10 protein-coding genes are annotated in these 12,566 nt (G+C 31.3%); 4 read left to right on the forward strand and 6 right to left on the reverse strand.

Annotated elements, in window-relative coordinates:
* Positions 1–41: 41 nt before the first annotated feature.
* Entirely contained in the window at positions 42–518 is a 477-nt protein-coding gene (locus IHE43_RS13930) for a helix-turn-helix transcriptional regulator (protein ID WP_192184446.1), read from the reverse strand.
* 312 nt (positions 519–830) lie between these two features.
* On the opposite strand from IHE43_RS13930, the gene IHE43_RS13935 reads away from it, so the two are divergent.
* The 4 genes from IHE43_RS13935 (at position 831) to IHE43_RS13950 (ending at position 5,774) form a co-directional block, all read left to right on the forward strand.
* Positions 831–1,985 carry a M14 metallopeptidase family protein gene (locus tag IHE43_RS13935; RefSeq protein WP_192184447.1) on the forward strand — a complete coding sequence of 385 codons (1,155 nt, stop codon included), beginning with the start codon at positions 831–833 and terminating at the stop codon, positions 1,983–1,985.
* A gap of 77 nt (positions 1,986–2,062) precedes the next feature.
* Positions 2,063–2,542 carry an Lrp/AsnC family transcriptional regulator gene (locus tag IHE43_RS13940; protein WP_007805990.1) on the forward strand — a complete coding sequence of 160 codons (480 nt, stop codon included), beginning with the start codon at positions 2,063–2,065 and terminating at the stop codon, positions 2,540–2,542.
* Positions 2,543–2,632: 90 nt separating this feature from the next.
* The gene (locus IHE43_RS13945; RefSeq protein WP_192184448.1) at positions 2,633–5,218 is read left to right on the forward strand and encodes a phosphoenolpyruvate carboxylase; all 2,586 of its coding nucleotides are present in this window, start codon (positions 2,633–2,635) and stop codon (positions 5,216–5,218) included.
* A gap of 40 nt (positions 5,219–5,258) precedes the next feature.
* Positions 5,259–5,774: a DinB family protein gene (locus tag IHE43_RS13950; RefSeq protein WP_192184449.1), complete on the forward strand. Its 516-nt coding sequence runs from the start codon at positions 5,259–5,261 to the stop codon at positions 5,772–5,774.
* Between the two features lie 68 nt (positions 5,775–5,842).
* Here the strand turns inward: IHE43_RS13950 and recQ are convergent, their stop codons facing one another.
* The 5 genes from recQ to aroB all read right to left on the reverse strand — a co-directional run bounded on the left by recQ (position 5,843) and on the right by aroB (position 12,351).
* Positions 5,843–7,951 (reverse strand): DNA helicase RecQ, encoded by a 2,109-nt coding sequence (recQ, locus tag IHE43_RS13955; protein WP_192184450.1) that lies wholly within the window; start codon positions 7,949–7,951, stop codon positions 5,843–5,845.
* A 150-nt stretch (positions 7,952–8,101) separates the two neighbouring features.
* Complete coding sequence (locus IHE43_RS13960) at positions 8,102–8,509, reverse strand: DNA primase (protein ID WP_192184451.1); 408 nt, start codon at positions 8,507–8,509, stop codon at positions 8,102–8,104.
* A 7-nt stretch (positions 8,510–8,516) separates the two neighbouring features.
* The gene (locus IHE43_RS13965) at positions 8,517–9,485 is read right to left on the reverse strand and encodes a deoxyhypusine synthase family protein (RefSeq protein ID WP_026985069.1); all 969 of its coding nucleotides are present in this window, start codon (positions 9,483–9,485) and stop codon (positions 8,517–8,519) included.
* Between the two features lie 96 nt (positions 9,486–9,581).
* Positions 9,582–10,985, reverse strand: coding sequence for an arginine decarboxylase (locus IHE43_RS13970; protein ID WP_192184452.1), 1,404 nt, complete (start codon positions 10,983–10,985; stop codon positions 9,582–9,584).
* Positions 10,986–11,283: 298 nt separating this feature from the next.
* The gene (aroB, locus tag IHE43_RS13975) at positions 11,284–12,351 is read right to left on the reverse strand and encodes a 3-dehydroquinate synthase (protein WP_192184453.1); all 1,068 of its coding nucleotides are present in this window, start codon (positions 12,349–12,351) and stop codon (positions 11,284–11,286) included.
* Positions 12,352–12,566: the final 215 nt, after the last annotated feature.

The following is a 12,566-nucleotide window of genomic DNA, read 5'->3' on the forward strand; positions in this document are numbered from 1 at the left end:
AAAATATTTTGAATTTTTTTTAAATATGCGAAAATTTAAAATTACGGGATATATACCTTAAATGTCCCATTTTTATAAAAAAAGACAATTTTCTCAATTTCGCCTTCTGTTGAAATTAAATTTGAGTTTTTTGCTTCAACTGAATTTCTTGTTTCTGATTTTTCATCTTCCTTATAATTGATCTCAGAAAATAAATTTCCACCAATAAAATTTTCATTTGATGAAATAGGAGCGAGAGGTTTTACAATTTCAGAAGCTATATCTTGTTTTGAATTTAAACTTTCATCTTCTGTTTTAGGAAAATTTCCTTTCCCGTTTAATATCCAATAAAGATCTACATCTGGAAAAACTTCCAAAATTTTCATTACAAAATCCAAACTAGGTTTGTTTCTGCCAGAAAGCAGGTGAGACATACTAGAACGCTGCACGCCAATTTTATCGGCAAAAGAAGAGGCATTTAAATTATAATAATCTAATATAATTTCAAGCCGTTTTACAAAATCATCGATGTTTACCATTGTAAATTATTGTTTCAAATATCTATGTTTACAAATGTAACCAAAAGAATCTAATATAGCAATTTTACAGTTGTAAATAATCAATACGGAGCTTAATAAGGCTATATGTAGCTTTAGGTGTATATAGTTAATGTACTGATATACTGAAATTTAAACTTTATTATTTGAATTAATAACAAATGTTAATTATTAATCTAATAAAGAACAGTTTAAACCTTAAAAAACTGTTTACAATTATAAATTTCTTTCTTTTTCAACTGTTTACAATTGTAAAAATAAAGATGTTTACTTTTGTAAACTAATTAAAAGACAATGAATTTAGAAGAATTATTTAGCCTATACAAAGAACAATCTATAGAAGGACGATACCTGACATTAGAACATATTCAACCTTTATTAGACAAATTAAATACTAATAATCAAGTAAAACTTATTGGTAAATCTGTTTTGGATAAACCTATATATAGCTACGAAATTGGTACAGGGGAAACTCGTATTTATCTTTGGTCGCAAATGCACGGAAACGAGAGCACAACAACTAAAGCACTTTTTGATTTTATTAATGTCCTAAACAGCGGATCAGATTTTGCTCAGAAACTGCTTCAAGTATTTACCTTTTACGCAATTCCAATTCTGAATCCTGATGGAGCAGCACTTTATACACGTGAAAATGCCAATAAAATTGACTTAAATCGCGATTCTCAAAACCTCACTCAACCAGAAAGCAAAGTTCTAAGAGAAGTTTTTGAAACTATTAAACCACATTATTGCTTTAATCTTCATGATCAGCGCACTATTTTTGGTGCTGGTGATACTGGGAAACCAGCAACAGTTTCGTTTTTAGCACCATCTTATAATGAAGAAAGAGAAATAAACGAAAACAGATTAAAGGCTATAAATTTAATTGCAGGACTGAATGATGTACTGCAAAAATATATTCCAGGACAAGTTGGACGTTTTGATGATTCATTCAATATCAACTGCATAGGGGATACTTTTCAATTTTTAGGTGTACCTACTATTTTATTTGAAGCGGGTCATTTTCCTAATGATTATGAGCGTGAGATCACTCGAAAGTTCATATTTTTCTCACTTATTTCAAGTTTTAAATTGCTTAGCGAAAACGATTTAGTTGATAATAGAATTAATGATTATTTGAATATTTCACAAAATAAAGTGGTTTTTTATGATTTTATGTATAAAAACATCAAAATAAATTATGATGGTATCGAAATTATTACGAATTTTGTCGCACAATACAAAGAAGAATTGATTGAAAATAAGATTCACTTTAATGCCTGCATCGCTGAAGTAGGTGAATTAGAAAATTATTTTGGACATTATGAATATGACGCTCAGGGAGCAATTTATTCAGATAATCACAATAATTTTCCGAAAGTGAACGAAAAAGCAGATTTTTATTTAAATAAAAATGTTAAATTTGTTAACGGATTGATAAAAAGTTAATTTTTATGTGAATTTGTTGTTTTTTATATATATTTTTATACTTTGTAATAGCAATTAGTAATATTAATTAAAGAATTATGAGTAAATTTCGTTTAGATGAAGTAGATCACCAGATTTTAGATATGTTAATAGACAATACGAGAGTTCCGTTTACTGACATTGCAAAAAAACTATTGATATCTGCTGGAACAGTACATGTTAGAGTAAAAAAGATGGAAGACGCCGGTATAATAATGGGATCTTCATTAGCCTTAGATTACGACAAATTAGGGTATTCATTTATTGCTTATGTGGGTGTATTCCTTAATAATACATCTCAAACAAAATTTGTATTAGAGCGAATCAATCAAATTCCATTCGTTACCGTAGCTTCTGTAACTACAGGAAAATTTAATATTTTTTGCAAAATTAGAGCAAAAGACACTAAACACGCGAAAGAAGTTATCTTTATGATTGACGATATTGAAGGGGTTTACAGAACAGAAACTATGATTTCATTAGAGGAAAGTATTAACGATAAGAAGCGTTTGATGCATACTATTTTTAAGAATATGTAATCTTTTCTTGAATGCTATATTAAAATATAACCTCAAGTTTATTCTTGGGGTTTTTTTATGACTAATTAACCAACCAACTACAACACGATTATGTACACGTTGCCAAAAATTGAACGTTTTAATCAAGATGTTCTCTCAAAATATCACATTTATAATAGTGTTTTCATAACATTACCCTTCGATTCTATTGATAATACGGGAGTTTTACTGCCGTTATTCACAGAAACATGCGAAACGGGGTTTAGAAAACAAGAAACACCAAAAGAAATTTTTGATTTCTTTTCAAATAAATACTTAAATAACGCTTCTGAGAAAGAAAAAATCGACTTAATGTTTCGATTTATTCAATATATAGAACGTCAGATCGTATTGTTTGATGCTATTGAAGACGCCGCTTTTCCTGCCGTTAATAATATGGAAGGACGCGGATCTCTGCGCGATATCAAAGAAAAAACGGATGCTAAGGAGAAAAATGAGGAATTAGTTGAATTTCTTGAAAATTTTAATGTTAGAACGGTTCTAACAGCGCATCCAACACAATTCTACCCTGGACCAGTTTTAGGAATTATAAATGATTTAACGGATGCTATTCGTCTAAATGATTTATTAAAAATAAAACAATTACTGGCACAATTAGGAAAGACACCTTTTATTCAGAATGAAAAGCCAAATCCATATGACGAGGCGGTTAGTTTGATCTGGTATTTAGAAAATGTATTTTATGCCACTTCCGGAGAAATTGTTCATTATTTGCAAAAAAACATCCTTCATGGAAGCGCTATTAAAAACCAATTAATCAAACTTGGTTTCTGGCCAGGAGGTGATCGTGACGGAAATCCTTTTGTGACAACTGAAATCACTTTAAAAGTAGCAGAACGTTTGCGTACCTCTATTTTGAAGTGTTATTATGTTGAAATGAGAAACTTAAAGAGAAAGTTAACTTTTTCAGGTGTAGATACTTTGGTAGCCGAACTTGAACATAAACTTTACCGTTCCGTTTTTTATTCTAAAGGTGAAATTTACATTACTTTAGAAGAATTATTAGCACAATTAAATAAAATCAGGACTATCATTATCGAAAAACACCAATCGCTATATTTAGACGAATTGGAAGCCTTTTTGGTAAAAATCAATTTATTTGGTTTTCATTTTGCAACTTTAGATATTCGTCAGAATAGTAAAATTCATGACGCTGTTTTTAAAGATGTTGTGAATTATTATTTAAATTCAGGTTCAGACATATTTCCTCAAAATTATTTCGAATTATCAGAGACAGAAAAATTAGATGTTTTGTCTAAGGTTAAAGGACAATTAAATCCTGCTCATTTTAATGATGAAATTACAAGATCAACATTAGAATCTGTACAAGCTATTAAAACCATTCAGCAACGCAATGGTGAATTTGGTGCCAATCGTTATATTATTAGTAATAACGAAAGTGCATTAAACGTAATGGAAACTTTCGCCATGATTCGTCTGAATAATTGGGAGAATCCATCTGTTGATATCATTCCGCTTTTTGAATCGGTTGACGATTTGCAGAATGCGCATGAAATTATGGAGCAGTTATATACCAATCCTGAATACTCTAAGCATTTACAGGAAAGAGGTAACAAACAAACTATTATGCTTGGTTTCTCTGATGGAACTAAAGATGGTGGTTATTTGATGGCCAACTGGAGTATTTACCAGGCTAAAATTTCATTGACTGAAATCTCACGAAAATATGGTATTCACGCTATTTTCTTTGATGGACGTGGTGGACCTCCGGCTCGTGGAGGTGGAAAAACGCATAAATTTTATGCATCACTTGGTCCAAAAATTGAAAATAATGAGATCCAGATTACGGTTCAGGGACAAACAATCAGTTCAAACTTTGGAACTTTGGATTCTTGTCGTTATAATATCGAAAACTTATTAAGTGCAGGTGTTACCAATCAGGTTTTTAGTAAAGAAGATAATGAATTGAATGCTGATGAGACTCAGATTTTGACGCAATTGGCTGATTTAGGATATGAGAAATATTTAAGTTTTAAGAATCATCCGAAATTCATTCCGTATTTAGAAAAGATGAGTACTTTGAAATATTACTCTAAAACAAATATCGGAAGCCGCCCGTCAAAAAGAAGCAAATCAGAATCTTTAGATTTTGCTGATTTAAGAGCAATTCCATTTGTTGGCTCTTGGAGCCAGTTAAAACAAAATGTACCCGGTTTCTTTGGAGTAGGTTCTGCTTTAAAATATTTTGAAGAAAGTGGTCAATGGGATAAAGTGAGTGATTTATACCATAATTCATTGTTCTTTAAAACGTTATTAGAAAACAGTATGATGTCATTGGCAAAATCATTTTTACCATTAACAGCGTATATGCGAAATGATCCAGAGTTTGGTGAATTCTGGCAAATCATCTACGATGAATTTTCAGAAACAAAACGTCTTCTACTTAAAATTGCGGGCCATAAAACCTTAATGGAAAATTATCCTGATGGTATAGCTTCAATTCAGATAAGAGAGCGTATTGTGCTGCCATTGTTGACAATACAACAATATGCGTTATTAAGAATTAACGAATTGAATAATGACAAAAGCGGTAATGAAGAGTTGATTAAAGTATATGAAAAAATCGTAACAAGATCTCTTTTCGGAAATACAAATGCGAGTCGTAACTCTGCTTAAGATTAGATAATTTAAATTTATTTTATAAAAAATAGTAAAAATGAATTCAAGTCAATTATTAGAAAATGAGTATTCAGGTGGATTTGCAACTTATATTAAAGAAGCCGGAGAGGTTAATTTGATCGAAGAATTAGAAATTTCACTTCATGATTTTATCAGGTTTGTTCAAAATATTCCGATGGATAAATTTGATTATCGATATGCAGAAGGAAAGTGGACCATCAAAGATATTATTCAGCATCTTATAGATTGCGAACGTATTTTTGCATATCGTGCATTACGATTTTCAAGAAATGACAAAACTCCTTTGGCTAGTTTTGAAGAAGATGATTACGCAAACAGCACCAACTCAAACAGTAGAAGTATTCAGGATTTATTAACTGAACTTTCTGCGTTAAGACATTCAACGTTATTATTATACAAAAGTTTATCTGAAGAACAGCTTAAACGTATTGGAACAGCTTCTAATATTCAGATTTCTGTTCGAGCATTAGGTTTTGTTATCATAGGGCATCAAAAGCATCATCAAAATGTTTTTCAGGAGAGATATTTATAATCTTTAAAATATTTAGCATAAAAAAATCCTGTGAATAATTTCACAGGATTTTTTGTTTTGACACAAGACTATTTATTCCTTTCAACAATAGCGAGACCAAAGCGTATCTTATCATAAGATAATTTTTCTTCAAAATGGTCGTAATAAGGTTTTAGTGCTGTTGGATACTCCAGTACTATTTGTGCTTTATGCAATTGTTTAACTTCATCCTCAGTAATAAATGAACTTAGATCTATGTCTTCACCATCTACATATAGTTTTGTCAGGTGTGAAACAATTGTTGTTTGCCCTAAATTTCGTTTTCCCGCAATTTCTTCAATGCTGTTTCCGTTTTTAAAAAGTTCTAAAGTTGTTTTATAAGTATTGCTTTCTTTTTTAACTTTAGTATTTGCTTTTTTTACTTTTTCATAATAAATAATTGCATCTATAAATTCAGAGCCATATTTTTCGAGTTTAGCTTTTCCAACACCTTCAATTGCAAGGAATTCTTCGTCGCTCATTGGTCGTAGCGTTTCCATTTGTCTTAAAGCGGCATCGCTAAAAATTACATAGGCAGGAACTTCTTCATCTTTAGCAATCTCGTAACGTAATTTTCGAAGTATTTCAAAAAGAGAACTTTTAGTTGTTTTAGCTTTTGGTTCTTTGATTTCGCTTTTATCAATTACTTTTTTAACAACTGTGTTTAATTTTACTTTTTCGCCTTCGAACAAAACTTTTTTAGCAAAAGGAGTTAGTAAGATTTTGTTGTGCTGATGAAAGGCAATCTCACAATAACCCAAATTAATTAGTTGAATTAAATATTGATTCCAATCGTACCATGAAATATCAGCACCAATTCCGTATGTTTTTAAGTTTTGATAATTTTTTTCGTAGATATACGCATTTTTTGAGCCTCTTAAAAAATCTACAATTACAGCCAAAGGTTCAGATTCCTGTAAGCGACTAATAGCTGATAAAGCTTTTTGCGCGAGAATCGTACCATCGAAAAAAGTTGGAGGATTTTTACAAATATCGCAGTTACCGCAATTCTCTTTAACCAATTCACCAAAATAGGAGAGTAGAATTTTTCTTCTACAGCTCAATGCATCGGCATATTGTTTCATTCTTTCCAACTTTGCCAGCTGAACATCAGAATTCAACCCTTCAGAAGCAAACTTCTGTAACTGAATCACATCGGCATAACTTTCAAACAAAATAGTTTCTGCAGGCAAGCCATCACGGCCGGCACGGCCAATTTCCTGATAATAGCCTTCAATATTTTTGGGTAAATTATAATGAATCACCCAACGAACATTCGATTTATCAATTCCCATTCCGAAAGCAATTGTAGCACAAACCACCTGACAATCATCATTTATAAATTCATCTTGTGTTTTGGCTCGCAGTTTATTATCTAAACCTGCATGATATGCTTTTGCCGTAATTCCCTGCTTTTGTAATTTATCAGCAAGTTCCTCAGTTGTCTTTCTGCTTAGGCAATAAATTATCCCTGATTCATTTGGTTTATTTTCGACAAAATCTATAATTTGTTTTACACGATCAAGCGCCGGGCGAACTTCTAAACTTAAATTCTTCCTGTCAAATGAAGCTATAAATGTTTTCGGGTTTTTTAATTTGAGTTGTTTTGTAATATCGGTACGCGTTGCTTTATCAGCTGTTGCGGTCAAAGCTAAAACCGGAGTAGAAGGGAAGCGGCTCTTTAAATATCCTAAATTAGTGTAAGCAGGTCTGAAATCATGTCCCCAGGATGAAATACAATGTGCTTCGTCAATTGCGATAAGGCTAATAGTCAGTTCATTAAAAACAACATCCAGATAAGATAAACTTTCAGGAGCAATATAAACCAGTTTAAAATTATTCGATTTTAAATTATCAATATAAAATTGCTGTTCCTCGCCAGATTGACTGCTATTGATATAACAGGCATTAATTCCGTTAGTTTTTAAACTATCAACCTGATCTTTCATTAACGCGATTAGTGGAGAAATGACAATAGTAATTCCAGGCAGAACTAAAGCAGGCAGTTGAAAACATATCGATTTTCCGCCACCTGTAGGCATAATTGCCAAAGTATCCTGACCGGTAAGTATTGTATTGATTATTGTTTCCTGATTTGGACGAAATTTTTCAAATCCAAAATTCTCTTTTAGTTTGGCGTGTAATAGTTCTGTGTTCATTGAGTGTTATTTTTAAATATAAATTTAAAGAAATTTCTTATAAAACATAAAACATTAAATTTATTATTTAAAGAAAATATCAGGTTTTAATCCGGGTTAATAAAAAAAGGAACCCGAGTAGAGTTCCTTTAGTTTATTTAGAAAGAGAAATTAATCCTCATCGTCTTCATCATCATCTTCGTCAGCAATATCATCCGGGTCTCTGTCATCATCATCGTCATCACCACCATCAACATCTGGCTTATCTTCTTTTTCATCTTCCTCGTCATCATCAATATCATCATCAAGATCAAGTCCTTTTACTGGTTCGATTACGTCAACATCTACGTCGATATCATCGTCTTCATCGTAGTTCTCGATTCTGTCAGCAAGTTTAGTACTAATTTTTACTAAATAAATAGTGTCTTCAGTACGAACTTCAACAGCTTCGATCAATTCGTTTTTAGCATTTCTAAAACGGATTACATCCGAATCATCATAACCATCAGGAAACTTTTCTACCAAAAGGTTTAAAATTTCATTGGTAAGTTTAGCGTAGTCTACTATAACTCTTTTCATAAAATATCTATAAATCTAATAAATAAGCAAAAATTAACGGTGCAACAATCGTAGCATCCGACTCAATAATAAATTTCGGGGTTTTTATATCTAATTTACCCCAAGTGATTTTCTCATTTGGTACTGCTCCAGAATAAGAACCATAACTGGTTGTTGAATCTGAGATTTGGCAGAAATAACTCCAAAATGGAATATCATGCATTTCCATATCCTGATACAACATTGGTACCACACAAATAGGAAAATCTCCTGCAATACCACCACCAATTTGGAAAAATCCAATTCCATTAGCACTATTTTTTGGATACCAGTCAGCAAGGAATGTCATATATTCAATTCCTGATTTCATGGTAGATGCTTTTAAATCGCCTTTGATTACATATGAAGCAAAGATATTTCCCATTGTACTATCTTCCCATCCCGGAACAATAATAGGCAAATTTTTCTCAGCAGCAGCGTACATCCAGCTATCTTTTAAATCGATCTCATAATATTCTTCTAATACACCAGACAACAGCATTTTATACATAAATTCATGTGGAAAATAACGTTCTCCTTTATCATCAGCATCTTTCCAGATCTTGTAAATATGTTTTTGTAAACGACGAAATGCTTCATGCTCAGGAATACAAGTGTCGGTAACACGATTTAATCCTCTTTCTAGTAAAGCCCATTCGTCTTCAGGTGTCAAATCACGATAATTTGGCACTCTTTCATAGTGAGAGTGTGCAACTAAATTCATGACATCTTCTTCCAGATTGGCTCCGGTACAAGAAATAATTTGTACTTTATCTTGTCTAATTATTTCGGCAAAAATTTTACCAATTTCTGCTGTACTCATAGCGCCAGCCATACTAACCATCATTTTAGCACCGTTTGCCAGTTGTTGTTCATATGCTTTTGCAGCATCAACTAAGGCAGCAGAGTTAAAGTGTAAATAATGTTTTTCAATAAACTGACTGATTGGTCCTTTCATTTTTTTTGTTTTTTTTGAATTAAAAGTTTAACCTTTTAGATGATACTGCAAATTAATAATTTTATAGATATTAACATTTAATTTGCAAGTTTTTTTTTATATTTTTTTTGTGTAGCCTAAAATCTTTAAAACATCGTCAGAAGTCTGTTGTTCTGAGAAAACCTCAGTGCCAATAATTCCGTTTTCATCACGATCTATTAAAATATGTTTAGGCTGCGGAATCAAACAGTGGTGTAAACCTCCGTATCCTCCAATTGTTTCCTGATACGCACCTGTATTAAAGAAACCAATGTACAATGGCTTTTCTTTGTTGTATTTAGGCAGATAAATCGCGTTCATATTTTGTTCTGAATTGTAATAGTCGTCACTATCGCAAGTCAAACCACCTAATAAAACCCGCTCGTAAGTATCATTCCAACGGTTAACCGCCAACATGATAAAACGTTTGTTTATCGCCCAAGTATCTGGCAAAGTGGTAATGAATGACGAGTCAATCATATTCCATTTCTCTCTATCATTTTGTTGTTTTTGATATAAAATCTGATAGATTGCGCCACCGCTTTCACCAACTGTAAATGATCCAAATTCTGTAAAGATGTTTGGAACATCAACTTCGGCCTCATCGCATGCAATTTTAATCTGATTGATAATTTCATCAATCATATATTGGTAATCATATTCAAATGCAAGAGAGTTTTTAATTGGGAAACCACCTCCAATGTTCAAGCCATCAAGAGTAGGGCATTCCTTTTTAAGCGCAATGTATACTTTAATACACTTTACCAACTCATTCCAGTAATATGCTGTATCGTTAATTCCGGTATTGATAAAAAAGTGAAGCATTTTTAGCTCTAATTTATCATTTTCCTGAATTTGTTTTTTATAAAACGAAACTATGTTTTTGTATCCTATACCTAATCTTGACGTGTAAAACTCAAATTTAGGTTCTTCCTCAGCCGCAATTCGAATTCCAATTTTGAATTTTCCTTTGATTTCAGCCTGAAGCAAATCTAATTCTTCATAATTATCAATAATCGGAATAGTATTTTTATGTCCGTTATTAATTAGTCTTGCAATATTGGAAATATACTCGTCTCTTTTAAATCCATTACAAATTACATACGTACTCTTGTTGATTTTACCATTCTCCAACAAATTTTCAACAATATTGATGTCAAATGCAGAAGAAGTTTCTACGTGAATATTATTCTTAAAAGCTTCATTCATAATATATTCAAAATGAGAGCTTTTTGTACAATAACAATAGTAATACTTTGCTTCGTATTTGTTTTTTTCCATTGATTTTCTGAACCAGGCTTTTGCCTTATTAATGTTTTCAGAAATTTGTGGTAAGTAGGTAAATTTTAATGGGGTTCCGTATTGTTCAACCAATTTCATCAAATCGATATTATGAAACTGTAAGTTGTCTTTGTTCAATTTAAATTCCTCTTGAGGAAAGTAATACGTTTGATTAATTAGGTCGGAATATTTTGTATTCATTTATTTTTAAATATTTTAAGTTGAAATTTTTAAATTTAGTAAACGGAGTTAAATCTAAAATTCAAACCCTAATATTGGCAAATACAATTTCCAGTTTTTCGTGTTCTGCTTTCGAGTCTAAAAACACTTCAAAACAAAAAGGACTTTTACTATTATAAAAACGATTCAGTATTCTTAGTAAAGAACTATTGAGGCGGTTTCTATAAGAACTAAAGTGTCTTTGTTTTCTGTTTGTTTTCATCGTGGCAAATGTAAAAAATAATATATACCTAAAGCAATGCTTTTGATTAAAAAAAGTTTAAGATTTATAATCTTGAAACGCTTCCAGAATCAATTTATTTTCAACAGATTGATTAATTCTTATTTTCCCGATTCCTTCAATTAAAGCAAACTGAATTAATCCATACTCATTTTTTTTGTCATGAATAAGCAATTCCAATATCGGATCAATGTCATTTTCTTCAATTTGGACATCGTCATAAATGCTTTTAAGAGTACTTTTAATTTCATTATATTCTTCAGTAGAAATTAAGTTTTTATGCAATGAGATATAACTTTCCAGAATCATTCCGATAGCGATTGCTTCACCGTGCAATAAAGTTGTTTTGGTTTCGCTTTCCAGAAAATAACTTTCAATAGCATGTCCTAAAGTATGCCCGAAGTTTAAAGCTTTACGAATGTTTTTTTCTGTTGGATCCTGAATTACGATATTATTTTTAATTTCAACAGAACGGTAAATTAGTTCATCAAAATCAGCATAATCAATCGATTTTAAATCTAAAAACTGTTTCCAGTAGGCGGAGTCATATATCAGTCCGTGTTTTAGCATTTCAGCTAAACCAGAACGCATTTCGCTTTGCGATAAAGTTTCAAGATAGTTTGTATCGATTAAAACCATTTGAGGTACGTTAATAACGCCAATTTGATTTTTAAGATTTCCTAAGTCAACTCCCGTTTTTCCTCCAACAGAAGCATCAACCATAGATAATAAAGTTGTTGGAATATTGATAAAATTAACGCCACGTTTGAAAGTTGAAGCCACAAATCCGCCTAAATCAGTCACAACACCACCACCAACGTTGATTATAAGCGATTTTCTGTCCGCACCAAGTTCTGTTAATACATTCCATATCTGAATACAGGTTTCTATATTTTTATTCGCTTCCCCGGCTTCAAATTCAATAATTTCAATATTTAAATCGGTTTCAAGTAAAGGCAAAAATTTTGGTAAGCAATGTTCATTTGTTTCATTATCAACTACAATAAACAAATTAGAGTATTTATTTTCTTTTAAATGTGCATTTAAGGCTATATATGCATTTTGGTTGAAATGCACTAGATAATTATTGGCTTGAATTGATTGCATATTTCTTTTTGGTTTATGAAACCACAAAATACGGCATTTTTAACTAAATAATATTCAAACTTTAAGTATAATTTGTTTCAAAAACAGCTTAAATAAAATGGTATTAAATAACCAAATTCTATTTTGTCATATTTTTTTGTCATTTTGCAAAATATTGTTTTTTCTGTTAAAGCTTACTTTAGCATTTTAACAGTACTGAACGCAAAATACGACCT

This window comes from Flavobacterium sp. MDT1-60 (genome assembly GCF_014844035.1).
Classification (GTDB): Bacteria; Bacteroidota; Bacteroidia; order Flavobacteriales; family Flavobacteriaceae; genus Flavobacterium.

Coding starts and splice junctions, on each gene's coding strand:
- IHE43_RS13930 (WP_192184446.1), bottom strand. CDS start 518: ATGGTAAACATCGATGATTTTGTAAAACGGCTTGAAATTATATTAGAT.
- IHE43_RS13935 (WP_192184447.1), top strand. CDS start 831: ATGAATTTAGAAGAATTATTTAGCCTATACAAAGAACAATCTATAGAA.
- IHE43_RS13940 (WP_007805990.1), top strand. CDS start 2,063: ATGAGTAAATTTCGTTTAGATGAAGTAGATCACCAGATTTTAGATATG.
- IHE43_RS13945 (WP_192184448.1), top strand. CDS start 2,633: ATGTACACGTTGCCAAAAATTGAACGTTTTAATCAAGATGTTCTCTCA.
- IHE43_RS13950 (WP_192184449.1), top strand. CDS start 5,259: ATGAATTCAAGTCAATTATTAGAAAATGAGTATTCAGGTGGATTTGCA.
- recQ (WP_192184450.1), bottom strand. CDS start 7,951: ATGAACACAGAACTATTACACGCCAAACTAAAAGAGAATTTTGGATTT.
- IHE43_RS13960 (WP_192184451.1), bottom strand. CDS start 8,509: ATGAAAAGAGTTATAGTAGACTACGCTAAACTTACCAATGAAATTTTA.
- IHE43_RS13965 (WP_026985069.1), bottom strand. CDS start 9,485: ATGAAAGGACCAATCAGTCAGTTTATTGAAAAACATTATTTACACTTT.
- IHE43_RS13970 (WP_192184452.1), bottom strand. CDS start 10,985: ATGAATACAAAATATTCCGACCTAATTAATCAAACGTATTACTTTCCT.
- aroB (WP_192184453.1), bottom strand. CDS start 12,351: ATGCAATCAATTCAAGCCAATAATTATCTAGTGCATTTCAACCAAAAT.